Source organism: Enemella evansiae, assembly GCF_004362375.1.
GTDB lineage: Bacteria > Actinomycetota > Actinomycetes > Propionibacteriales > Propionibacteriaceae > Enemella > Enemella evansiae.
In genome coordinates this window covers 133,923-157,251 of record NZ_SNXA01000008.1, presented here as the reverse complement: position 1 = coordinate 157,251, position 23,329 = coordinate 133,923, and the positions used below count along the sequence as shown (strand labels likewise).

Below are 23,329 nucleotides of genomic sequence, written 5' to 3'. Positions count from 1 at the left end.
GGACCACACCGTGTCCGAAACCACCGAACTGCCCGATGCCAGCGGGCGTCCCTACACCGCAGCGATCGTCGGTCCGGGCAACATCGGTTCCGACCTGATGTTCAAGCTGTTCCGCCGCTCCACCCAGATCCAGCCGACCTACATGATCGGTGTCGATCCGAAGTCCGACGGCCTGGCGCGCGCCAAGCGGCTCGGCCTGGAGGTCTCCGCCGAGGGCGTGGATTGGCTGCTGCAGCAGGAAAAGCTGCCCGACTTCGTCTTCGAGTGCACCAGCGCCAAGGCGCATGCCGCGAATGCGCCGCGCTACAAGGAGGCTGGGATCAAGGCGATCGACCTGACCCCCGCGGCGGTCGGCCCCTACCTCTGCCCGCCGGTCAACCTGGATTCGCTGACCGACATCGACAACGTCAACATGATCACCTGCGGCGGCCAGGCGACCACCCCGATGGTGGCCGCGGTGAGCAGGATCGTCCCGGTGGAGTACGCCGAGATCGTGGCCTCGATCGCATCCAAGTCGGCCGGCCCCGGCACCCGGGCCAACATCGACGAGTTCACCGAGACCACCTCCAAGGCCCTCGAGGTCGTCGGCGGCGCCGAGCGCGGCAAGGCGATCATCATCCTGAACCCGGCCGAGCCGCCGCTGATGATGCGCAACACCGTCTACTGCTCGCTGCCCGCCGAGGCCGCCGAGCCGGGTGAGGTGCAGGACCGGATCCGCGAGTCGATCGAGGAGATGGTGAAGACCGTCCAGGACTACGTGCCCGGCTACGGGCTGACCGCCGAACCGCAGTTCGACCACGCCCGCCCGGAGTGGAACGACTGGGGCCGGGTCACCTGCCTGGTACAGGTCCGCGGCGCCGCCGACTACCTGCCGGAGTACGCCGGCAACCTCGACATCATCACCTCCGCCGCCGCGCGGACCGGCGACATGCTGGTCCAGCGGATGGCCGAGCACGCCGCCCAGGAAGGGGCCCAGGCATGAGCGACGACCAGCGCACCACCGAGCAGACGGCCGGAGCCGAGAAGCCGAAGTACAAGGTGCGGATCACCGACACCACGCTGCGCGACGGCTCGCACGCGATCCGGCACCAGTACACCAAGGAGAACGTCACCGACGTCGCCCGCGCCCTCGACGAGGCCGGCGTACCGGTCATCGAGGTCACCCACGGTGACGGGCTGGCCGGATCCTCGTTCAACTACGGCTTCTCCGGCACCAACGAGATGGACCTGATCTCCGCGGCCAAGGACGTGGTCAAGAACGCGAAGATCGCGGCGCTGATGCTGCCCGGGCTGGGCACCGTGCACGAGATGAAGGAGGCCCGCGAGCGCGGTATCGACATCATCCGGCTGGCCACCCACTGCACCGAGGCCGATGTCTCGATCCAGCACTTCACCGAGGCCCGCAAGATGGGCCTGGAGACCGTCGGGTTCCTGATGCTGTCGCACATGACCACCCCGGAGGATCTGGCCAAGCAGGGTCGGATCATGGTGGACGCCGGCTGCCAGTGCGTCTATGTGGTCGACTCCGCCGGTGCGCTGATCCTTGAGGACGTCTCCGATCGGGTCACCGCGCTGAAGCAGGAGCTCGGTGACGAGGCCCAGGTCGGCTACCACGGTCACCAGAACCTGAGCTTCGGTGTCGCCAACTCGGTGCTCGCGGTCCGCGCCGGCGCCGACCAGATCGACGGCTCGCTGTGCGCGATGGGTGCCGGTGCCGGCAACTCGCCGACCGAGGTGCTGGTCGCCGCCTTCGACCGGGTCGGCATCGAGACCGGCATCGACCCGAAGAAGATCCTCAGCGCCTCCGACGATGTGATGCGCCCGATCATCCCGCGGTTGCCGATCATGGAACGCTCCTCGATCGTGCAGGGCAAGGCCGGGGTCTACAACTCCTTCCTGTTCCACGCCGAGCGGGCCGCGGAGCGCTACGGCGTGCCGGCGTACGAGATCCTCGAAGAGGTCGGCCGACGCCGCTACGTCGGCGGCCAGGAGGACATGATCATCGACGTCGCGGTGGCGATGGCGAACAAGGCCAAGGAGCCCAGCGCGAGCTGAAATACGGGTGATTTCACCCGTACGTCCGCGGCGCCGCACTGGCTAGACTGGCGCCGCGGACGACGGAGTGAGGCGACATTGACCGGGAACAGGGACAGCCGGACGGCGGTGGACAAGGCGCTGGCCCTGCTCGGGGCCTTCGGCAAGGAGGCCGAGTCCGGGGTCGGGGTGAGCGAGCTCGCCCGGCGCACCGATCTGTCCAAATCGACCGCGTTCCGGGTCCTCGGCATGCTGGAACGCAATGGCGCGGTGGAACGGGCGGGCAGCAACTATCGGCTCGGCCCGCTGCTCACCGAACTCACCGCCCCGGTGCTGCTGCCCGAGGTCGAGGAGGTCCGCGACGTCCTCACCCCGTTCCTGGCGCACCTCTATGAACGCACCCGGCAGACGGTGCATCTGGCGATGCTCGACGGCACCGATGTGGTCTATCTGAACAAGCTGCACGGCCTGCACCAGGTGCCCTCCCCCTCCCGGATCGGTGGGCGCATCCCCGCCTACTGCACCGCGGTCGGCAAGGTGCTGCTCAGCCACGATCCGGAGCTGATCGAGCAGGTGCTGGGCGGTGAGCTGCCGCAGTGGACCCCGAACACCGTGACCGATCCGGGCCAGGTACGCAACGAGCTGGCGCACATCCGGCGGAGCGGGATCGCCTTCGACCGCGAGGAGATCCGGATGGGGCTCAACTGCGTCGCCGCGCCGGTGTTGTCGGCGACCGGTACGCCGGTGGCCGCGCTCTCGGTCTCCGGCCCGACCCAGCACTTCGACCCGCGCAGCCAGGCCGACGCCCTGCGCGAGGTCTGCGTGAAGGCCTCCCAGGCGTACGCCGCCCGGCACCGGATGCTGCGCCGCAGCCGCCTCCCCTCCTGACCCCCCACGTTCATCGAGTAGCGCCGCCGGCGCAGCGCAGCGGAGCCGGCGGCGCGTGTCGAGATGAACGCACCCGAACCCAGCCCTCGACTTCGCACCCGTCCGGTCCACTTCGCACCCGTTGCACGCCCATGGGTTGGGTGCGAGGTGGACCGATCGGGTGCGATGTCGAGGCACAGGCCGCAATCGTCGCCTCATTCCCGGTTGCGTCTGAGCTCAGCGATCTCGGCGCGCAGGCGTTCGACCTCACTGCCCTCGCTGATGTGTTCGACCAACCATGACGCGATCGTGGCCGTCACCGTACCCAGGATCGCGATGCCACCGATCATCAGCCCGGCACCGATCCAGCGTCCGGTGGCGGTGACCGGATAGCAGTCGCCGTAACCGACCGTGGTCATGGTCGTCAGTGTCCACCATGCCGCATCCGCAAAGGTGGTGATGGTGGCATCGGGGGCATACCGCTCGGCATCCAGTGCAGCGAGGGCCGCACAGAACCCGAGCAGCGTCGTGGCGCCGACCAGGTAGGCAGCCACCCGGCCGCGAAGGTTGACCGAGGCGCGACGATTCAGGATCGAGAGAATGGTGACCACACGAAGCAGCCGGAGCGGGCGAAGCATCGGCAGCGCGATCGCGGCCAGGTCGATCAGGTGGGTGCGAACGTAGCGCAGCCGGTTCTCGGCGAGCACCACCCTGGCCAGATAGTCGATCGCGAACAGCACCCAGACGACCAGGATGACCCATTCGAAACCGGGGTTGCTGAGACCGGGCCACAGGATCGGGATGGCGTACGCCGCGAGGAAGGCGAGTGCCGCGATGAGCAGGGGTGTGCTGGTGATGCGGTCCCAGCGTGCGCTTCGTTCCATCGAAGCATGATGCCGACCAGATCCGCCGACCCGCCACCGTTCGCGCCAGCCGGGCCACCGGTCCGGTTCCGCGGCCGCCGCGGCTCAGTCCTCGGTGACCTCGTCGGGCAGCAGCCAGACGCCCTCGTCGCGTACCTCGACCCGGTGCGTGGCGACCGGTTCGGTGGCGGGCAGGGTGAGCGGTACACCGGTCTTCAGGCAGAACTCCGAGGAGTGCACCGGGCACTCGATGGTGTCCCCCTCGACCCAGCCCTCATCGAGCCAGGCGAGTTGGTGGCTGCAGGTGTTGTCGACGGCATAGAAGGTGCCGTCGGCGGTGCGGGCCAGGCAGACGTCGTCCTCGGTACCGGCGATCTCGGCGTCGATCTTCATCGCCTGACCCGGTTCCAGCTCGTTGACATCGGCAACCCTGACAGCTTCGCTCACGGCAGTGAGCCTAGCGAAAGAAAAAGGCCCCTGACCGCTGTGGTCAGGAGCCTGTTCGATCTTGCTCCCCCGACTGGACTCGAACCAGTAACCCTTCGATTAACAGTCGAATGCTCTGCCAATTGAGCTACGGGGGATCGCCGTGGCGCGGTTGGAAACTCTAGCAGGATCGCCTCAAATGTCGTAATCGGATTGCAGGCGCCTGGTCTCGGCCCCCAGCAGCTCCCGCACCTCGGCCGAATCGGGAGTGCCGCGGCCCCGTCGGGTGCGCCACAGCAGCGGTGCGGAGCGGTCCCCCAGGTCGCGCCGGGCGCTGACCACCGCACCCTCCCGGGTGCCCTCGATGTCGAGATGCTGCTGCACCACGATGCTGGCCGCGACCCGCTCGGCGAAGACCTCGGGCACCCGACCCGGGTTGTCCAGCAGCACGCTCCCCCGCCGGCCGTCGACGAGTTCCCAGCGCAACTCGGAGTTCTGCGAGTTCCAGCCGCCGCGGTCGATCTCGTGCCAACCGACGAAAAGCCAGCCATCGCCGCGCTGCACCGCCAGCGCATCGGGCAGCAGCACGGTCCACAACCCGTCGTTCTCGGTCGCCACGATCGGGCGGGAGATCCGGCGGCCGAACCGCTCGGTGTACGCCTCGGCCAGTCCGTCGGCGGTCGTCTTGTCGAGCTTCGGTTGCTGGCGGCGGAACAGGGGCATGGCGCCATCCTAGGGTCCTCAACCGGCGGTGGTTTCGACTCGCTGGCGCTCGCCAACCAGCGAACGCAACTCCACCGGCGGTGGCTTCGACTCGCTGGCGCTCGCTCAACCAGCGGTGCGTCTCGCTCAGCCGGCGGCGGGCAGGTCGTCGGTGTGGCAGACCTCGCGCAGCCGGTCGAGACCGCGGTGCTCCAGTCGGCGCACCCGGGAGGCGTCGAGGTGCAGGATCCGGGCGGTCTCGGCGTACGAGGTCACCTCGCCGGCGAAACCGAACCGCAACCAGAGCACCCGGGCTTCCAGCTTGGGCAGGGCGGCCAGCCAGTCATGCACCGGTGCCGGCGCGTCGACGACCCGGCTCAGCCGCTGCTGGGCGGTCGGGTCGGCCGGTTCGTGGTGGTTGGCCCCGTCGAACAGCAGCACCGTCGCCTCGGCATGCATCGCCCGCTCCACCCGATTGGCCGGTACGCCCAGCAGCTCGGCCACCTCGGCGGCACGCGGTTCCCGGCGCAGGCTCTGGGCGAGCCGCCACCACTGCTGCCGGATCCGGACCCGGTCGATCGGCGCCGGTGACACCTGTTGCCGCCCGATCGCCTCGGCCACCCCCGAACGGATCCAGGGCAGGGCATAGGTCGCGAACCGGGTGCCGTGCCGGTGGTCGAAGCGATACAGCGCGGTCACCAGCGCCGCGAACCCCTCCTGGAACAGGTCCGGTTCGCAGGCACCGGTGGCCCGGGCCATCGGCCGCGACACCATCGACACCAGCCGCACATTGGCCATCAGGAAACGCTCGGCCGCCGACTCCCCCTCGGCGACCAACCGGTCCAGCTGCGCCATCGTCGCGGCCGGATGCCCACCAGCCTGATGCAACCGGTCGGCGTACAGCCCGACCTCGATCCGCCGCGCGAGCTCGATCTCCTCGGCCGCGCTCAACACCTCGGCCGCTTCCACCGTGCAGTACTCCATGCCCACACCATGGTCGCCACCGGCCGGATCGAGCGGCCGATCGGCCCTCCTGTGGAGTCAACAACCGGACGACACGGATTCCTCCGGCCCGCTGACATCCACCCTCAGTCGGTGGCCCCCAGGGTCCGCACCTGCAGGGTCTTGCGGTCGGCCTCCAGGGACAACAGCTCGGCGAACATCTGGTTGTAGCTCGGTTGCTGCTCGACCGGATTGGTGCGCTGCAGCCGCGACTTCAGGTCCGCGATCCGGCGATTCACCGTCAGCAGCCGCAGCTTCGCCACGTACGCCGCTACATAGGCCTCGTCGGCGGTGTGCAGCAGCTGCTCCACCGAGAGCGCGACCACCAGCTGGCGGAGCTCGGTGTCACCGCTGGCGGCCTGCACCCGTTGCGCCCAGTCGTCCCCGCCCCGCGGACCCGCCTCGGCCACCGACCGGCAGGCGGTCAGCACCGCGGCGTACGCCGGATGGGTGAAGTCGTCGCTGGTGATCTGCTGCCAGTCGGCGCCGAACAGCTCCGGTTGCTGCAGCAGCAGCTTGGCGATGTCACGTTCCACCACCAGGCGTCGATCCCGGGGATCCGGCCACGGCATCCCACCGGACCGCTCCCGGGCCGGTTGCGGCTGCGGGGCCGCGTCCTCCTCCGGGGCACCGCCGCGACGGGCCGCCCGGGCGAGCTCGCGGCGTACCTCGTCGACGTCCATGCCGATCATCCCGGCCAGCTCCCGCGCATACCCCGACACCAGGGAGGTGTCACGGATCGAGGACACCAACGGTGCCGCGGCCCGCAGCGCCCCGAGGCGACCATCGGCGCGGTCCAGGTCGAACCGGGACAACACATTGCTCATCACGAAGCGATACAGCGGCACCCGGCGGGCGACCAGCTCGCGGACCGCGGCCTCGCCGTGGTCGAGCCGCAGGTCGCACGGATCCAACCCGGTCGGTTCGATCGCCACATAGGTCTGGGAGATGAACTTCTGGTCGAAGCTGAAGACCTTCAGCGCGGCGGCCTGACCGGCGGCGTCACCGTCGAAGGTGAAGATGATCTCGCCGGCGAAGGCGTCACCGCCCATCAGCCGCTGCAGGGTGCGCGCATGGTCCTCACCGAAGGCGGTGCCGCAGGAGGCGACCGCGGTGTCCACCCCGGCCAGGTGCGCGGCCATCACGTCGGTGTAGCCCTCGACGACGACCGCCTGGGACTTCTGCCCGATCTGCTTGCGGGCCAGATCGAGGCCGTAGAGCACGTGGGATTTCTTGTACACCGGGGTTTCCGGGGTGTTCAGGTATTTGGCGGGCATCCGGTCGTCGTCGAAGATCCGCCGGGCACCGAAGCCGACGACCTGTTTGGAGGAGTCCCGGATCGGCCACAGCAACCGGCCCTGGAAGAAATCCCACCCGGACTCCCGGGCGAGACCGGCCTTGACCAGGTCGGCACGGGAGAATCCCTTGTTCTGCAGGAAACGCTGCAGTTCCTTGCCCCCGCGCGGCGCCCAGCCGATGCCGAAGTGCTCGGCGGCGGCACGATCGAATCCCCGCTGGGCAAGGAATTGCCGGCCGGCGAGCGCGTCCGAACCAGCCAGTTGCCCGGAGAAGAACTCGGCGGCGGCGGCGTTCGCCTCCAGGATCCGGGTCCGCAGGCCCGGCTCGGTGCGCGGTGCCCCGGGGCCGTCCAGATAGCGCAGTTGCACCCCGACCCGGTCGGCCAGGTTCTCCACGGCCTCGGTGAAGGACAGGTTGTCGTGCTTCATCAGGAAGCTGAGCACGTCGCCGCCCTCACCGCAGCCGAAGCAGTAGTAGAAGCCCTTGCTGGGGGTGACCTGGAAGCTGGGGGTCTTCTCGTCGTGGAACGGACACAGGCCCTTCAGCGATCCGCCGCCGGCGTTGCGCAGTGCGACGACCTGCCCCACGACCTCCTCGATGCGGGCACGGTTGCGTACCTCCGCCACGTCCTCATCCGAGATCCTGCCCGCCACGGGGTGCAGTGTACGCGCCGGTTCGAAGCCCGCAGCCCGCCCGTCCGGTGCGGTCCGGCTCAGTCCAGTGGCCGCTTCATCCCGACGTGGCTGGCCCGGTAGCCGAGCCGTTCATAGAACCGGTGCGCGTCGGTGCGCGAGTTGTCGGTGGTGAGCTGGACCAGCCGGGCACCGTTGCGGCGGCCGTGCTCGTGGGCCCACTCGATCATCGCGGTGCCCAGTCCGTGGCCGCGGTACGCCGCAGCGATCCGGACCGCCTCGATCTGCAGCCGGGTGGCGCCGCCACGGGACAGTCCGGGCAACAGGGTCAACTGCATGGTGCCGGCCGGCTCACCCGCCCGATCCCGGACGACGACCAGCAGGTGGGCCGGGTCGACGTCGATGGCGTCGAAGGCCGCCCGATAACCGGCCTCCTCCACCCCGCTCTCCCGTCCGGAACCGAGCGGGTCGTCGGCCAGCATCGCCACGATCGCCGGCACGTCCTCCCGGGTGGCGCGGTCGAAGCGGAACCGCTGTCCCCCTACCTCGACGACTTCACCCTCCTCCGCCATGGTGTCCATGGTGTCAACCTACGCCGACTGGGCGAGGTCATCTCGACACGGCCGCCATTGCTCCGCTTCGCTCCGCATGGCGGCCTACTCGATGACCGTGGGGAAAGGCGCATGGCGGCCTAATCGATGACCGTGGGGGCCCTGAAACGACCCTGAGTCCACGTCCCGGGCTTGGTTCCGGCGCTACCCTCGAATCAGGACCGCCTTCACCTGCCGGCAGTCTTTCTCTGCTGACACAGGGATTCTCGCCGCAGGCCAGGAGGACCGATGGACCCCTACCCGAGCACCGGGCAGCGACGGGTCAGCCGTCGCGCCCTGCTCGGCGGTGGCGCGGCCGCCGGTGCGGCGGCCCTCGGCCTGGGTGGCTATGCGCTGTTCCGCGACGACGGTACGCCGCAGCCGCTGGTCGGCGCTCCCCGGGTCGCCGGCACCGATGACTGGGGTGCCCGCAGCCCCGACCGGAGCCTGCGGACGCTGAGCTATCGACCCACCTATCTGGTGGTGCACCACACCGACACCGCGAACACCCGCGACACCTCGCGCAACCAGGCGTACTCCCTCGCCCGCTCCATCCAGAACTGGCACATGCAACAGGGCTGGGGTGATTCGGGCCAGCACTTCACCGTCTCCCGCGGCGGCGTGGTGCTGGAGGGCCGGCACGGCAGCCTGGCCGCGGCCCAGGGCGGTCGACGGTTCGTGCAGGGCGTCCATGCTCCCGGCAGCAACCGCACCGGGATCGGCATCGAGACCGAGGGTGACTACGTCTCCCAGCTCCCGCCCACGGCCCAGCGGCAGGCCCTGGTCCAACTGCTCGCCTGGCTCTGCGGGCAGTACCGGATCCCGGTCTCCCGGATCATCGGCCACCGGGACAGCCAGGGTTCGAACACCGACTGCCCGGGGGCCCGGTTCCATGCCGACCTGCCCCGGCTGCGCACCGAGGTGACCGCCTTCCAGCGCGCCAACAGCTGATTTCGCGACCCGCAGCAAGCGGAAGTTTCCCCTTCCAGGCAAGGGAAAGTTCCGCAGTCACCGAGGTTCCCCGGGCACCGGGCGAGCCCTAGGTTCATCGCAGACCTAGGAGGACGCCCCATGAACACCCCGATCACCCAGCCGCGGCTCAGCCGCCGAGCCCTCATCGGTGGCGCGGCCGCCGTCGGCACCGTGGCCGCCCTCGGCATCGGTGGCGCCGCGTACGCCGCCGTCGCCCGCCCCCGGATCTACACCACCGCCCAGTGGGGTGCCCGCAATCCCGACCGGCGGCTGAACACCCTCGGCTACCGGCCCACCTACGTGGTCATCCACCACACCGCCACCCAGAACGTCAGCGACACCTCGCAGGCCCAGGCGTTCCGGTTGTCCCGACAGATCCAGAACTGGCACATGGACAAGGGCTGGGGTGACTCCGGTCAGCACTTCACCGTCTCCCGTGGCGGCGTGGTGATGGAGGCCCGGCACGGCAGCCTGGCCGCGGCGATCGGCGGGAAGAACTTCATCGAGGGCATCCACGCCCCCGGCAGCAACCGGACCGGCATCGGCATCGAGAACGAGGGCACCTACACCGCCCAGCTGCCGCCGGCGGCGCAGCGCCGGGCGCTGGTGCAGCTGGTCGCCTGGCTGTGCCAGCAGTACAAGATCCCGGTGTCCCAGATCATCGGGCACCGCGACAGCATCGGCTCGTCGACGGTCTGCCCCGGTGACACCTTCCACAAGGACCTGGCGCGGTTCCGCAGCGAGGTCGCCAAGGTGCTCGGCGGTGGCGGCACGCCCACACCGCCTCCCCCGCCCCCGCCCGCCGATTCCTGGCCGGTGCTCAAGCGGGGCAGCACCGGTGACGCGGTCCGCACCGCCCAGCACCTGCTGCGGCACCACCGGGCGGCCGGTGGTCTGCAGGTCGACGGGTCCTTCGGGCCGGCGACCCAGACCGCGGTGACCACCTTCCAGCGCGCCCAGCGGCTCAGCGCCGACGGGGTGATCGGCCCGAAGACCTGGCCGAAGCTGGCCGTGGTCGCCCGGCGTGGGGCGACCGGAGATCTGGCCCGGGCGGTGCAGTTCGCGCTGAACACCGCCGGCGCCCGGATCGCGGTCGACGGCTCCTTCGGCCCGAAGACACTCGCCGCGGTGAAGGCGTACCAGACCCGGGAGAAGCTGGAAGTGGACGGCATCGTCGGTCCGCTGACCTGGCGTTCGCTGCTCGCCGGCTGAGGTTCCGGTCCGCGGCCGCGGCCCACCGGCCCGGTTGTCGGTCCACCGGCCTAGAGTTTGCCGCGTGGAGGGACAGCTGGGCTGGTCGTTGCTGGCCGCCATCGTGCTGCTCGTCGGGCTGGCCATGCTGTTCTCGGTGCTGTCCCGGCTCGGGCTGGCGCGGGAGCTGTCGGTCGCCGCGGTCCGCGCGGTGCTGCAGCTCGCCGCGATCTCGCTGATCATCGTCGTCGCCATCCGACACCTGTGGTTGGCGGCGCCGCTGGTGCTGCTGATGTTCGCGGTCGCGGTGGGCACCTCGGCGAGCCGCTGTGGCGTACGCGATCGCTGGTGGTGGGTGGCTCTTGCCATGGGCTGCGGTCTGCTGCCGGTGCTGGTCGTGGTCTTCGCCACCGGTGCGGCCCCGTTGAACGGCGCCTCGCTGATCCCGATCGCCGGCATCATCGGCGGCAACACGATGACCGGCCACACCCTGTTCGCGCGCCGCGCCTTCGCGCAGCTGCGCGGCGAGCAGCCGCAGTACGAGGCGGGGCTGTCGATCGGGTTGGAGCGGCACCAGGTGCTCACCGAGCTGGTCGATCCGGCGCGCACCGAGGCGCTGGTGCCCAACATCGACCAGACCCGCACCGTCGGCCTGGTCACCCTGCCGGGTGCGTTCATCGGCGTGCTGCTCGGCGGCGGCAGCCCGTTGCAGGCCGGTGCCGCGCAGATCCTGGTGCTGGTCGGGATCATGGCCGCCCAGACGATCACCGTCACCGTCGCCGCCCGGCTGGTGGCCGCGGCGAAACTGCTGCCCGCCGATCTGCGGGGCCAGCTGCGGCCCTGATCAGTCCGCGGCGCCGATCATTCGGCGACGAGATGCCAGATATCGGCCTGGTCCGGGGTCAGCTCGGGCGCCTGGACACCGACACTGCCCCAGACCCGGCCGGACAGCACCGGTTCGCTGCCCCACCAGGCCGGGGCGCCCCGGTTCGCCAGCCGGGGACCGGTCGGTGCGACCCGATGCAGCCGGTAGCGACGGTCGGGATCGAGGCCGGGCAGGCGGACCGTGCCGGCCCGGCCGGTATCGAGCATGTCCAGCTGCGCCAGGCTGTAGAGCGCCTGTGAGCCATCCTCGGCGACCACCCCGTCGAGCTGCAGCGCGGTCGCGGGGTCGCTGCGATGGATCCGGCCGCGGTGCACCCAGTCACGGACCTGTTTGTGCAGCGCCACCCACTGGGCCACCTCGGCCCGTTCCGCATCGCTCACCTCGGACAGATCCCATTCGATGCCCAGATGCCCGAACAGCGCGGTGGCGCCGCGGAAACCGAGGTCGCTGACCCGGGCGGTGACCTTGTTCCGCGGTGAGGGGATGTGGCTGCCGAGCAGCTCCCAGCCGAGCAGTTGGTTGCTCCAGCGGTGCAGCCGATGCCGTTCGTGCGGGTCGATGTTGTCCGAGACCCAGATCCGGTCGCAGATGTCCATCACCCCGAGATCGACGCGGCCACCGCCGGAGGCGCAGGACTCGATCTCCAACCCGGGTTGGTGTTCCTTGAGTTCGCGCATCAACCGATAGCAGGCGAGCGTCTGGGCGTGCACCCCGGGCCGGCCGTCCGGCGCGGTACCGGCATCGATCAGATCCCGGTTGTGGTCCCACTTGAAGTAACCGATGTCGTATTCATCCAGCAGCGCCACCAACTGGTCGCGGACATGGTCGTAGCACTCGGCGATACCCAGGTTCAGCACCTGCTGGTCGCGCTGCGCCGGCGGCAGTCGGTCGCCGGTGGCCATCACCCAGTCGGGGTGGGCGCGGGCGATGTCGGAGTCGAGGTTGACCATCTCCGGTTCGATCCACAACCCGAACTCCATCCCGAGCTGGTGCACCCGATCGATCAGCGGCCCGAGCCCGTCCGGCCAGGGTTCGGGCGAGACCACCCAGTCACCCAGGCCGGCTCGCTGATCGCGGCGGGCGCCGAACCAGCCGTCGTCGAGCACGAACCGTTCCACACCGACCTCGGCGGCCCGCTCAACGATCGGCAGCAGCCGTTCGAGGGAGTGGTCGAAATAGACGGCCTCCCAGACATTGAGGGTGACCGGACGCGGCCGGGTCGGGTGGGTCGGCCGGGACCGCAGCCAGGTGTGCAACCGGCCGGCGACCTCGTCGAGGCCGCGGCCGTGGCTGGCGTACAACCAGGGGCTGGTGTAGGACTCGCCGGCGGCCAGGCGTACCTCGCCGGGGAACAGCGCCTCCCCGCCGCCGATCGCCTGCTGCCCCGACCAGGTCCGTTCGGCATGGTGGCTGTGGTTGCCGCTCCAGCCGGTGTGCACCGCCCAGATCTCGCCGTCGGCGAAGTCGAAGCCGGGCGTACCGAGATGCACCATGGTGGCGGCCTGGGCACCGGTACGCCCCCGCCAGGACTCCCGCTCCCAGCGGCCCTGTTGCAGTCGGTGACGTTGCGGGACGCGTTCGTGTACGCCGCTGCCGGCCAGATCGAGGATCTCGGTGGCCCGTTCCGGGACCGGCAGCGCCAGACTCAGCCGGTCGAGCTGGTAGTCCTCGGCACCGGTGTTGGTCAGCTCGGCGCGCAGCCGCAGCGCACCGCCGGTGAGCAGCTCGACGGTGAGGGTGGCGGTCAACCGGGCCGCCTCATCGACCAGGTCGAAGCGCACCGAGCGCTCCTGCTGGTCGACACCGGTGCGCCGCCAGGCCGGGGACCAGTCGCGCCCGGATCGGGAGCCGAGCACCCCGGCCCGGCCGGCCCAGCCGGTGCGCTGCTCGGGCAGGATGCCGAGCCGCATCGGCACATCGGCCCCGTTGGTGCGGGTGCTCTCGGCGGTTCCGCGGGCGAGCTCCAGGAGGTCCTCGGCACTCAGCTCGCCGAGGTCGGCGCCCCAGTGCACGACCGCCGGTGCCTGCTCGTCGTCGAGCTCGAAGATCACACTGGTGCCCTCGCCCCGCAGGTGGATCGGGTGCGTCGGTCTGGCCGGGTCAGGCACGGTCGATTCCTTGGGGTAGCTGGTCGGTGGGCCAGTCCAGGACACGGACCGCGGTGTCGAAGGCGTACCGGTCGGTCATCCCGCCGATCCAGGTGACCGCGGCCCGCAGCGCCTCGGGGCTGCCGGGGTCCACGGCGGGCTGTCCGGGCAGATCGCGGGGGTGCTCGGCGTAGTGCTCGGTGAGCGCACACAGCAACCGGACCACCGCACTCGCCTGGGCCAGCGAGGTCGGCCGGGTGTAGATGCGTTCGTAGTTGAAGGCGCGCAGCCCGGCCAGTGCGGCCGCCGGTTCGGGCGCCATGCCGACCTGGCCGGATTCGAGCACACCGTCGATCACCGCATGCACGAAGGTGCCGAGCTGTTCGCGCCGGGTCCGACCGCAGATGTCGGCGATCTCGGCGGGGATGTCGCGTTCGGCGACGATGCCGGCGTGCACCGCGTCCTCCAGGTCGTGGGCGCAGTAGGCGATCCGGTCCGCCCAGGACACGATTTCACCCTCGACGGTGCCGGGCGCGGGCCGCGACCAGGAGTGGTTACGGATGCCATCGAGGGTCTCGGCGCACAGGTTGAGCGGGGTGAGCACGACGTCGGCGCCCCACGGACCGTGGTCGTAGCCCTCGGGGATGTAGTGGTCGAAAGCGTCCTCGGAGGCGTGCCCACCGGGCCCGTGGCCGCAGTCGTGACCGAGCGCGATGGCATCGGCGAGCGCCACGTTGACCCCGACGCCGCGGGCGATCGAGGTGGCCACCTGGGCGACCTCGAGGGCGTGGGTGAGCCGGGTGCGTTCGTGATCGGCGGGGTGCACGACGACCTGGGTCTTGCCGGCCAGCCGGCGGAAGGCGGTGGAGTGCACGATCCGGTCCCGGTCCCGTTCGAAACAGGTGCGTTCGGGGTCGGGTTCCTCCTCGACGGCGCGGTTGCCGGCGCCCTGGGCCAGGGTGGCACCGGGGCTGAACAACGCCGCCTCGCGGGCCTCACGCTCCTCGCGGCCGTTGCGTCGGCCGAGGTCGATGCCGGCGGCCGAATCGCGGTGCGCCCGGACCAGCGCACTGGGCGTACCGTCGTCGGAAACCTGGTGGCCGGCCATCGTGGCGGCCCATTGCACAGCCCGCGGCAGCGGCTGGGACATCGTTCTCCTAGAGGCGATCGCAGGATCGGTGCCCGACCCTACTGCACCGCGGGCGAGCAGTGCTCCCGGGGCGGGACGGGTGCGGGAACTCAACGTTTCCGGGTGCCGAATCGTTCCACACCGCGGCAGGTTCCGGCTCGAATGATCGGGGGAATTCCGGTGAAATCCCCTGAGGACCGTTATCGTGACTGAGCAACGCGCCCGAGGAGGACGGAGATGAGCCAACAACCGATGCGGCCGCACCAGCGGCTCAGCGGGCTCGCGCTGCGTCCGGACCGGCAGCACCCGAACAACACCCCGCAGCCGAGCTGCCGGGAGCAACTGGTCTGCGGGGACCGGAGCGCGAAACGGATGATCGGCTTCGCCCTGGTGCAGGCCTGCACCCTGGGCAGCATCCTGCTCGGCCTGGCGGCCATCCTGTTCGCCGCCAACGGCGGGCTGACCGAGGCCCGGGGCTGTCTGCTCGGGTGCATCGCCCTGGACGGCCTGGACGGCAGCCTGGCGCGGAAGTTCGGGGTGTCGACCCCGTTCGGCGCCCAGATGGATTCGCTGGCCGACATGGCCTCGTTCGGGATCGCGACCCCGCTGGTCACCTATTACTGGCTGGCCGATCGGGGGCCCGCGTGGCTGGTCGCCGGGGCCTGCATCGCGATGGCACTGGCCGCCGCGGTCCGGCTGGCCCGCTTCAACGTCACCCCCTACAACAGCACCTGGTTCCAGGGACTGCCGACGACGATCGCCGCGCTGATCCTGATCGGCAGCAGTCTGGCGGTGCCGCGGCTGGGGTTCGTACCGGCGATGATCCTGATCCTCGCTTGCACCGCCGCCATGGTCTCCTCGTTGCCCTATCCCAAGCTGAACCAGATGCTGCGGATCCGCACCTGGCTGCTCAGCCTGGTCGGGATCGGCGCGATCATCAGCATGCCGACCGTCTTCGTGGCGGTGATCGGCACCTTCCTGCTCAGCGGCCCGCTGCTCGCCCTGCGCTACCGGCTCGCCCCCGACGACGCCGACGCCCTCCCCGAGTAGCGAACGCCCATCGAGTGGCTGACCCGGCGCAGCGAAGCCGAGCCGGGTAGCCACCAACGCTCATCGAGTAGCTGACCCGGCGCAGCGAAGCCGAGCCGGGTCAGCGTGTCGAGATGAGCGCCTCCCCGGGCCGACCCGCTCGGTCGGGGCATCGGACTTCGGTCGGGGCATCGCACACCATGCCCGGACCGACGGGCGATGCCCGGACCGCCCGCGGTCCGCTGGGATTGTCGAGTGCGTACGCCGACCCGCAAGCGGGCAGTCCTGGTCCTCATCGTCGCCCTGGTGGTCGGGTTCGCGGTCCAGCCGTTTCGTGAGTTGCCCGGTACCGATGCGGTCGGTTCGGCGATGTACGCCGCAGCGGCCGTCGGCATCTGGGCACTGCTGCTGGCGCACCGGGGTGCGCTGCTGCCCGGGCTGATCGGGACCGTCCTGGCCTGCGGGGTGGAACTGTGGCAGCTCTCCGAGCTGCCACAGCGGATCGCGGCGACGGTGCCCGGCGCGGGCCTCGTGCTCGGCGGGGTGTTCGACCCGATGGACCTGCTGTGGCTGGTCGCGGGCGGCCTGCTCGCCACGCTCGTACTGGCCCGCTGACTGCGTACTCTCACTGGGTGTTCCGCACCCTGACCGCCGTCGCCGCCTGCCTGGTGCTCGCGGTCACCGGCTGCACGGCCACAGTCGACCAGCCCCGGCCCGCCCCCACGCCTACCCCGACGGGGCCACCGATGTATCAGGGCCCCGAGTTGCCTCGGTTGGTCACCGAGGAGGTGCCGGTCGACCCGCGCGTCTGGGTGCGGGAGGCGTACGGTCCGGTGGTCAGGACCGGCACCGAGACCGTGGTCGTCCGTGGTGGTGGTGCCGAGGGTGGCGCGGGCTTCAGCGTGCTGGATCTGCGTACCGGGCGGCAGTTGTGGAGCTCGGCCGATCTGCCGGAACGGGTCGAGGTGCCCGGGATCGGTCGGGTCGGCGCCTCCTCATCCGAGGTACGCGCCGCCGATGATGGCGGCGGGGGCATCCTGGTCGCGTCCTACTATCAGAATCCCTGCCCGGACAAGGCTCAGCCGTGCCCCGACAACCGACCCGGGATGACCGAGGGCAAGGGCTTGCTGACGTTCTCGGTCGCGGATCGGCGGTTGCTCTGGAGCGCGCCGTTGCTGCCATCGGTGCCGGGCAACACCCCGGTGGCCGAGGAGAACCGCTGGCGCTTCCCCAAGGTCGTCGCCGCGACCGCGAAGGCCGTCGTGGTCAACATCGGCGCCGACCCCGGTGACGGGACCCGGTACCTACCGGGCAGACCGCCGCCGATGACGCTCGCGCTCGATCCGGCATCCGGGCGACGCCTGTGGGAGGTCCAGGGCGTCCTCATCCAGCAGGTCGTCGATGATCTGGCGCTGGGCATCGCCGCGCCGGCCGACAGCGCGAACCCGCCGGTGCCCGTGGCGCTCGATCTCGGCACCGGGACCGAGCGCTGGCGCCTGCCCGCGGCGGAGGCGGGTGACTGGGTGGAGGTGACCCCGGGTCTGGGGCTGCTGCGCCGGCGAGACTTCTCGACCAACCGGGCGACCACACCCCGGCTGGTTTCCCTGCCCGGTGGCGAGGTCGGGGCGGAACTGCCGCAGGACGAGATCTTCGTCGGCCTGGGGAGCGGCAGCGACGGGGTCCCGTACGCGATCTGGATCGAGTCCGTCCCGGGCAGCCGTGGATACGCGGTGCGGAGTCAGGGATTTCGTGACGCGCAGCCATGGACGGGGGCGACGCGCGTTGACGGGCTCGGTTCGGTGGTCGGGGTCGCCCGAGGGTACGCCTGGCAGACTCTCGGCGCTCCGGAGAACGGGGTCACGGCGATCGACCGGACCGGGTCCGTCCGCTCCGATCCACTCCCCGGGTTCCCCCGTTACGTCGACGACGAGCTCCTGGTGACCGGGGGCCCAGGTGGGCCCCCGCGGATCTGGCGCCATCGGCCGGGCTGACCCGCGCGCGGATTAACCTCATCGGATGCTCCGCACCCTGGTCGCCGCCGCGAGCTGCCTGATGCTGGTGGTCACGGGGTGTACCGGGAGCGGCACCGAGCCCGCACCCACGCCGACCGGTCCACCGGTCTACCGGGGCCCCGAGCTGCCCCGATTGATCACCGAGGAGATACCGGTCGATCCCAACCTGGCGGTACGGAGTGTGGACCGCCAGGTGACCAGGCTCAACGAGAACACGTTGGTCCTCGGTGGGGGCGGCGCTTTCAGCGTCATCGATCTACGGACCGGCGCAGAGCAGTGGAACGGCCGCGATCTGCCCGAAACCTTCACCCTGCCCGAGATCGGCCGGGTCAGCCTGTTCACCACGGACGGCTGGGCCACGGCGGATGATCGCGGGGGTCTGCTGGTCGAGCAGTACTACCAAGATCCGTGTCCGGGCGACGCCGGGTGCACCGCCGACCGGGCCACGCTGACCGAGGGCAAGGGATTGCTGGCGTTCTCGGCGGTGGATCGACGACTGCTCTGGAGTGCCCCGGTGCTGCCACCGGTGCCGAGAGACTCCGTCGGCGCCAAGGGCCGCAACAACATCTTCCCGAGTATCGTCGGCGCTTCCCGTGACGTGGTCGTGGTGAACATCGGCGGCGACCCGCCCCATGGGACCGGGTACGGACCAACCGATGGCACGCCCCGTGTGACGATGGGTTTCGATCCGGCGACCGGCGAGAAACTGTGGGAGATCCCCGGCGTCCTCACCCAGAAGTTGGTCGACGGTCTGGCCCTCGGAGTAGCCACTCCCGACGACGGCGGAACCCTTCCGACGCCGCTGGCCCTCGATGCCCGGACCGGCCGGGAACGATGGCGACTGTCCGAACCCGGACGGTGGCAGGACGCCACTGCCGGTATCGCACTGCTTGACCGGGCAGATCGAAACCTGACCAACCCATTGCAGCCTCGACCCGTCGCACTGCCCGGCGGCGAACTCGGCCCAGAACTGGGCCAGCGCTCGTTCGTCGGCCTTGGCACCGACCTCGACGGTATCCCCTTCGCCAGTTGGGTCAGCAACGCCCCGACAGGGTCGACCTACGCGATGTGGAGTCAGCGACTGAGCGATCCCCAGCCATTGCATGGCCCTGGGCAACTCGACGACCTGCGTTTCGTCCATGGCGTGACGAACGGCTATCTCTGGGTGGGTGCAGGTTCGCGCGAGACTCGGGTCACCGCGCTGGACCGGTCCGGGACCGAGCGCTCCGATGCCTTACCCGGGTTTCCCCGCTACATCGACAATGACATCGTCGTCACCGACGGCACCGGCGCCGTGCGGATCTGGCGCCACCGGCCGGCCTGACCCGTTGTGGTCCCCGCTGACCAGCCAGAATTTGCGGCTCGATCGAGAAATCCGCCGATCCGGGCGCCGGTCGGGAATCGAGCCGCAGATTCCGGTGGGAGCAGCGAGGCGAGGGCCTGCACCGACTGGGTGGCCACGCAAGAAGGAGCGTTTGCTCACTGGGCTGCTCCCGGGCATCGGCCGCAGGCACGGACACGCTCCGCTTCGCTGCGCCGGGCCCGCTACTCGACGAACGTCGGTCAGCGCCAGCGGGCGATCATCGTCTCGCCACCATGCACAACGGCCCCCTTGCTGACCACGGCCTCGGCCCGGTCGGCGGGGAGGTAGACATCGGTCCGGGAGCCGAAGCGGATCAGCCCGTACCGCTCGCCCTTGGCGAGCACCGAGCCGGCACCGTGCCGGACCACGATCCGGCGGGCCACCATGCCGGTGCGCTGGGTGACCCCGACCCGGCCGCGGGTGGTCTGCAGCACCACGGTCTTGGCGACATTGTGTTCGGCGGCCGGTTTCATCGCCGCGGCGTACCCGCCCTCGTTGCGGTCGATCACCTCGACCACCCGCCCGGCGACCGGGGAGCGGTTGATGTGCACCGAGAAGATCGACAGAAAGGTCGCGATCCGCAGCCACGGACCCGGGCCGAGATGCTCGTCGGAGTCCAGCCGTTCCACGCTGAGGACCTTGCCGTCCACCGAGGAGACGATCGCCTCCGGGTCGGCCGGCACCTCGCGTACCGGGTCCCGGAAGAACGCCGCCCCGGCCAGTCCCAGCCCGGCCGGCAGCAACCATGCTCCCCGGGCCAGGCGTGACTGTGTCCCGCGGCCGGCCAACCCGACCAGCCCGGTGGCCACCGCCGCACCGGCGGCGATCCCCACGCCGTCCCGGTCGATGTGCATCCGGCGGGTCAGCGGAACGCTGGTCGGCACCCGCGCCGGGCCCACCTCCTCGGCCTCCGCATCGGGGGCGTCGGTGAAGCGCAGATGGTGCGCCCAGGCGGGCGGGATGTTGCCGAACACCAGGTCGGTCCGGAACCGGTGCCGGTCCAGCAGATCATCGAGGAAGTCCGAGTGCCCACCACCGCGACCGGTGAACCGGTCGAAGGCCTGCCGGAAACCGCGCAGCCAGGCGTACTCGATGTAGGTGCAGGTGCCGCCGGGCCGCAGCACCCGCCGGATCACCTCGAAGATGCCGCGGGTGGTCTTCTCGCCGAGAGTGTTGAACGGTACCGAGGCGATCACCACATCGAACTCGGCGTCCTCGGCGAGTTCGCGGACATCACCGGTGATCACCTCGCTGCGCCCGGCGACGCGCCGGAAGTCGGGCTCGTCGGCGAACCGGCGGCGCAGCACCTCCGCGTACTCGGGCATCAGCTCGACACAGGTCAGGGTGTCCTCGGGCCCCATCGCCTTGACGATCTGTGCGGTGATCGGGCCGACCCCGGGGCCGATCTCCAGCACCCGCGTGGGCGCCCCGTCGCGGCGGATCAGCTCGGCGGCCATCGCCCGGGCCGCCCGGGCCGAGGTCGGGTGGACCGCCCCGACCGTCTTGTAATTGGCCAGGCTGTGCTGCAGGAACAGGCGGGTGTGCCCCATCGATCGCCTCCGTCGGGTCGCGGTTCCGGGCCAACCCTAGGGGATGACCGGAACCACGACCCCCGCGGCGATCCCCGCGGCGACTCCGCGTCGGATCAGAGCTTCACGCAGACGTTGGAGGTCTCGGTGTAGAACTCCAGCCCGTGCACACCGCCCTCGCGGCCGATGCCGGACTGCTTCATGCCACCGAACGCGGTCCGCAGATCGCGCAGGAACCAGCTGTTGACCCAGATGATCCCGGCCTCCAGCTGCGGCGCGACCCGGTGCACCCGGGACACATCGGAGCTGAAGAAGGTGGCCGCCAGTCCGTACTTGGTGTCGTTGGCGAGCTTGATCACCTCGTCCTCGTCGGTGAACGGGATCAACCCGGTGCAGGGGCCGAAGATCTCCTCGGTCATCGTTCGGGAGTCGTGCGCCAGGCCCTTCCAGATCGTCGGCTCGACCCACGAGCCACCGTCGCGCTCGTCGCCGAAGCTGGGCGCGCCGCCGCCGTGCAGCACCTCCGCACCCTCGTCCTGGGCCAGCTTGTAGTAGTTGATCACCTTGTCGCGGTGCTCGTCGGAGACGACCGGTCCGAAGGTGGTCTCCTTCTCATCGGGGTAGCCGTAGCGCAGGTTCTTGGCGTACTCGGTGAGCTTCTCGGCGAACTCGTCGAAGACCGACTCGTGCACATAGATCCGCTCGGTGCCCAGGCAGACCTGGCCGGTGTTCAGGAACGACGCCCGGCCGAGCTCGTTGACCGCGACGTCGAGATCCGCATCCTCGAAGACGATGCCGGGATTCTTGCCGCCCATCTCCATCGAGGACGCCTTCAGCGTCGGCGCCACCGCCTTCAGGATGTGGGTGCCGGTGACGGTCTCACCGGTGAAGGTGATGCCGTCCACCCCGGGATGGGAGGTGAGCATCTCACCGGTGTCGCCGTAACCGTGGATGACGTTGTAGACACCCTCGGGCACGCCGACGGAGTTCATCACCTCACCGAGCAGGGTGGCGGTGGAGGGGGTGACCTCCGAGGGCTTGACGACGACGGTGTTGCCGCAGGCGAGCGCCGGCCCGACCTTGAAGGTCATCAGCAGCAGCGGCAGGTTCCACGGCGAGATCACTCCGATCACTCCGCGCGGGCGGCGCACGCCGTAGTTGAGCGCGCCGCGGCCGTCGGGGGTCGGCATCGGGAAGGCCTCGGTGGCGTGCTCCTTGAGCACGTCGGCGAAGGCCTCGAAGTTGGCGCCGCCGCGCGGGATGTCGACGTGGCTGGCGGTGGCGTACGGCTTGCCGGTGTCCAGCACCTCGGCCTCGAGGAAGTCGTCGAAGCGCTTGCGGACACCCTCGGCGATCGCCTTCACCATCGCGGAACGCTCGAACACCGACAGCTTGCCCCAGGGTCCGCTGAGTGCGGCGCGGGCGGCGGCGACGGCGTCGTCGACCTGCTGCTGCCCGGCGCGGTGCGCCTTCGCGGTCACCTCACCGGTGATCGGGTAGAGCACGTCGAAGGTGTCGTCGGTGCTGACGTATTCGCCGTTGATGAAGTTCGGCAGCTGCCGAACGGTGATCTCCTTGCGATTGCTCATTTCACTGACCCTTCTTGATTCTGCTGCTGTGGTTGCGATTCCGCGGCTTCGCGGGTACGCCGTTCGGCGCGTTCGGCGAGGGTTTCGTCGGCCGCGGCGAAGTGGGTGGCGGGGACCTCACGCAGGATCACCCGCACCGATTCCCGGGGGCCGACCCCGGTGTCGACCACCGCGTCGGTGAGTGCGGTGATCAGGTTCCGGAGCTTCTCCGGGGTACGCCCCTCGGCCAGGGTGACCTCGACGATCGGCATCAGCCGGCCGCCTTCTCGGCCGGCTCTCCCCCGTCGATGGTGATCTCGCCCAGGGTGGAGAACTTCGCCTCGGTCCGGCTACCGGGCGGGGCGAAGACGGCGTCGGTGATGCCGCCGGTGAGCACGATCCAGCCCGGCTCGATGGCCAGGCCGCGGCGGGCCAGGTCGTTGGCGGCCAGCGCCAGCGCCTCACCCGGATGACCCTGCACATCGGCGCCGGTACCGGTGTAGACCAGTTCGCCGTCGGTGTAGACCTCGACCTTCTCGTTCACCAGGTCGATGTCGTCGGGGTTGACCTCGTCGGCGCCGACGACGAAGGCACCGGAGGAGGCGTTGTCGGCGATCACGTCACCGGCCTTGAACCGGAAGTCCTTGTAGCGGGAGTCGATGATCTCCGCGCCGCGGGAGATGCTGCCGACCGCGGCCATCGCGCTGTCCCGGGTGACACCGGGGCCGGACAGCCGATCTTTCATGGTGAAGACGATCTCCGGCTCGATCCGCGGGTGGATCAACTTGTCCTGGGGCACCGGCTGGCCGGGTTCGAGGACCATCGCATCGGTCAGCCAGGCCACGAAGGGGGCGTACACCCCCATCCGCTTCTGCTTGGCCTCGCTGGTCAGGCCGAGCTTGACCCCGATCAGCTTCTCCCCGCGGGCCAGCCGCTTGGCCAGGGTGGCGTCCTGGATCCGATAACCGGTGTCCACGTCCAGTTCGGGCCATTCGTCGGTGAACGGTTCCCGGTCACGTCGCTCGGCCTCACACGCCAACAATTCCTCGCCGACGCTCTGCTCGTCCCACTGGGCCATGGATCCTCCTCGATTCGCTGTATTGCGAGTTCAACCCTAGGACCGCAGGACGGCTTGCGGGTGGGTCGTT

Annotated in this window: 22 protein-coding genes and 1 tRNA gene; 10 read left to right on the top strand and 13 right to left on the bottom strand. The window is 70.1% G+C overall.

What is annotated here, in order from left to right:
* Positions 1 to 10 precede the first annotated feature (10 nt).
* The 3 genes from C8D81_RS01330 to C8D81_RS01320 all read left to right on the top strand — a co-directional run bounded on the left by C8D81_RS01330 (position 11) and on the right by C8D81_RS01320 (position 2,922).
* Positions 11 to 982 carry an acetaldehyde dehydrogenase (acetylating) gene (locus tag C8D81_RS01330; protein ID WP_267489514.1) on the top strand — a complete coding sequence of 324 codons (972 nt, stop codon included), beginning with the start codon at positions 11 to 13 and terminating at the stop codon, positions 980 to 982.
* Positions 979 to 2,055: a 4-hydroxy-2-oxovalerate aldolase gene (dmpG, locus tag C8D81_RS01325; protein WP_094360457.1), complete on the top strand. Its 1,077-nt coding sequence runs from the start codon at positions 979 to 981 to the stop codon at positions 2,053 to 2,055. Before C8D81_RS01330 ends, dmpG begins: the two co-directional genes overlap by 4 nt.
* Before the next feature lie 78 nt (positions 2,056 to 2,133).
* Positions 2,134 to 2,922: an IclR family transcriptional regulator gene (locus C8D81_RS01320; RefSeq protein ID WP_094407215.1), complete on the top strand. Its 789-nt coding sequence runs from the start codon at positions 2,134 to 2,136 to the stop codon at positions 2,920 to 2,922.
* A gap of 194 nt (positions 2,923 to 3,116) precedes the next feature.
* Here C8D81_RS01320 and C8D81_RS01315 read toward each other — a convergent pair whose 3' ends face one another.
* From C8D81_RS01315 to C8D81_RS01285, 7 genes are all read right to left on the bottom strand, one after another.
* Entirely contained in the window at positions 3,117 to 3,785 is a 669-nt protein-coding gene (locus C8D81_RS01315; protein WP_133625412.1) for a potassium channel family protein, read from the bottom strand.
* Positions 3,786 to 3,869: 84 nt separating this feature from the next.
* Positions 3,870 to 4,211 carry a non-heme iron oxygenase ferredoxin subunit gene (locus C8D81_RS01310; protein WP_094360451.1) on the bottom strand — a complete coding sequence of 114 codons (342 nt, stop codon included), beginning with the start codon at positions 4,209 to 4,211 and terminating at the stop codon, positions 3,870 to 3,872.
* A gap of 64 nt (positions 4,212 to 4,275) precedes the next feature.
* Positions 4,276 to 4,348: transfer RNA gene (locus C8D81_RS01305), tRNA-Asn, on the bottom strand.
* 37 nt (positions 4,349 to 4,385) lie between these two features.
* Entirely contained in the window at positions 4,386 to 4,913 is a 528-nt protein-coding gene (locus C8D81_RS01300) for a hypothetical protein (RefSeq protein WP_133625411.1), read from the bottom strand.
* Positions 4,914 to 5,039: 126 nt separating this feature from the next.
* Positions 5,040 to 5,876 (bottom strand): sigma factor-like helix-turn-helix DNA-binding protein, encoded by an 837-nt coding sequence (locus C8D81_RS01295; RefSeq protein ID WP_133625410.1) that lies wholly within the window; start codon positions 5,874 to 5,876, stop codon positions 5,040 to 5,042.
* A 104-nt stretch (positions 5,877 to 5,980) separates the two neighbouring features.
* On the bottom strand, positions 5,981 to 7,846 hold the full coding sequence (gene dnaG / locus C8D81_RS01290; protein WP_133625409.1) for a DNA primase: 1,866 nt from the start codon (positions 7,844 to 7,846) through the stop codon (positions 5,981 to 5,983).
* A gap of 59 nt (positions 7,847 to 7,905) precedes the next feature.
* Positions 7,906 to 8,406, bottom strand: coding sequence for a GNAT family N-acetyltransferase (locus tag C8D81_RS01285; RefSeq protein ID WP_229118174.1), 501 nt, complete (start codon positions 8,404 to 8,406; stop codon positions 7,906 to 7,908).
* Positions 8,407 to 8,664: 258 nt separating this feature from the next.
* Here C8D81_RS01285 and C8D81_RS01280 point away from each other — a divergent pair, with 258 nt between their 5' ends.
* From C8D81_RS01280 to C8D81_RS01270, 3 genes are all read left to right on the top strand, one after another.
* On the top strand, positions 8,665 to 9,366 hold the full coding sequence (locus C8D81_RS01280; protein ID WP_094407245.1) for a peptidoglycan recognition protein family protein: 702 nt from the start codon (positions 8,665 to 8,667) through the stop codon (positions 9,364 to 9,366).
* Positions 9,367 to 9,486: 120 nt separating this feature from the next.
* Complete coding sequence (locus tag C8D81_RS01275) at positions 9,487 to 10,599, top strand: peptidoglycan recognition protein family protein (RefSeq protein WP_208109070.1); 1,113 nt, start codon at positions 9,487 to 9,489, stop codon at positions 10,597 to 10,599.
* A gap of 100 nt (positions 10,600 to 10,699) precedes the next feature.
* The gene (locus tag C8D81_RS01270) at positions 10,700 to 11,422 is read left to right on the top strand and encodes an ABC transporter permease (RefSeq protein WP_094407395.1); all 723 of its coding nucleotides are present in this window, start codon (positions 10,700 to 10,702) and stop codon (positions 11,420 to 11,422) included.
* Between the two features lie 17 nt (positions 11,423 to 11,439).
* Here the strand turns inward: C8D81_RS01270 and C8D81_RS01265 are convergent, their stop codons facing one another.
* Together C8D81_RS01265 and C8D81_RS01260 are read right to left on the bottom strand one after the other, a co-directional pair.
* The gene (locus tag C8D81_RS01265; RefSeq protein WP_133625408.1) at positions 11,440 to 13,572 is read right to left on the bottom strand and encodes an alpha-galactosidase; all 2,133 of its coding nucleotides are present in this window, start codon (positions 13,570 to 13,572) and stop codon (positions 11,440 to 11,442) included.
* On the bottom strand, positions 13,565 to 14,701 hold the full coding sequence (locus C8D81_RS01260; RefSeq protein WP_094360439.1) for an HD domain-containing protein: 1,137 nt from the start codon (positions 14,699 to 14,701) through the stop codon (positions 13,565 to 13,567). The genes C8D81_RS01265 and C8D81_RS01260 overlap by 8 nt, the downstream gene beginning before the upstream one ends.
* Positions 14,702 to 14,917: 216 nt before the next feature.
* Here C8D81_RS01260 and C8D81_RS01255 point away from each other — a divergent pair, with 216 nt between their 5' ends.
* The 4 genes from C8D81_RS01255 to C8D81_RS01240 all read left to right on the top strand — a co-directional run bounded on the left by C8D81_RS01255 (position 14,918) and on the right by C8D81_RS01240 (position 19,045).
* The gene (locus tag C8D81_RS01255) at positions 14,918 to 15,730 is read left to right on the top strand and encodes a CDP-alcohol phosphatidyltransferase family protein (RefSeq protein ID WP_094360437.1); all 813 of its coding nucleotides are present in this window, start codon (positions 14,918 to 14,920) and stop codon (positions 15,728 to 15,730) included.
* 234 nt (positions 15,731 to 15,964) lie between these two features.
* Complete coding sequence (locus C8D81_RS01250) at positions 15,965 to 16,324, top strand: DUF2809 domain-containing protein (RefSeq protein ID WP_166646624.1); 360 nt, start codon at positions 15,965 to 15,967, stop codon at positions 16,322 to 16,324.
* Positions 16,325 to 16,341: 17 nt separating this feature from the next.
* On the top strand, positions 16,342 to 17,700 hold the full coding sequence (locus C8D81_RS01245) for a hypothetical protein (protein WP_133625406.1): 1,359 nt from the start codon (positions 16,342 to 16,344) through the stop codon (positions 17,698 to 17,700).
* 25 nt (positions 17,701 to 17,725) lie between these two features.
* Positions 17,726 to 19,045: a PQQ-binding-like beta-propeller repeat protein gene (locus tag C8D81_RS01240; RefSeq protein ID WP_133625405.1), complete on the top strand. Its 1,320-nt coding sequence runs from the start codon at positions 17,726 to 17,728 to the stop codon at positions 19,043 to 19,045.
* A gap of 239 nt (positions 19,046 to 19,284) precedes the next feature.
* On the opposite strand, the gene C8D81_RS01235 is transcribed toward C8D81_RS01240, so the two are convergent.
* The 4 genes from C8D81_RS01235 to C8D81_RS01220 all read right to left on the bottom strand — a co-directional run bounded on the left by C8D81_RS01235 (position 19,285) and on the right by C8D81_RS01220 (position 23,259).
* A complete protein-coding gene (locus tag C8D81_RS01235; RefSeq protein ID WP_133625404.1) occupies positions 19,285 to 20,634 on the bottom strand; it encodes a phosphatidylserine decarboxylase in 1,350 nt (449 codons plus the stop codon).
* A gap of 95 nt (positions 20,635 to 20,729) precedes the next feature.
* Positions 20,730 to 22,202 (bottom strand): 2-hydroxymuconic semialdehyde dehydrogenase, encoded by a 1,473-nt coding sequence (locus tag C8D81_RS01230; protein WP_133625403.1) that lies wholly within the window; start codon positions 22,200 to 22,202, stop codon positions 20,730 to 20,732.
* The gene (locus tag C8D81_RS01225; RefSeq protein WP_133625402.1) at positions 22,199 to 22,453 is read right to left on the bottom strand and encodes a tautomerase family protein; all 255 of its coding nucleotides are present in this window, start codon (positions 22,451 to 22,453) and stop codon (positions 22,199 to 22,201) included. Before C8D81_RS01225 ends, C8D81_RS01230 begins: the two co-directional genes overlap by 4 nt.
* Positions 22,453 to 23,259 (bottom strand): 2-keto-4-pentenoate hydratase, encoded by an 807-nt coding sequence (locus C8D81_RS01220; RefSeq protein WP_133625401.1) that lies wholly within the window; start codon positions 23,257 to 23,259, stop codon positions 22,453 to 22,455. The genes C8D81_RS01225 and C8D81_RS01220 overlap by 1 nt, the downstream gene beginning before the upstream one ends.
* Positions 23,260 to 23,329: the final 70 nt, after the last annotated feature.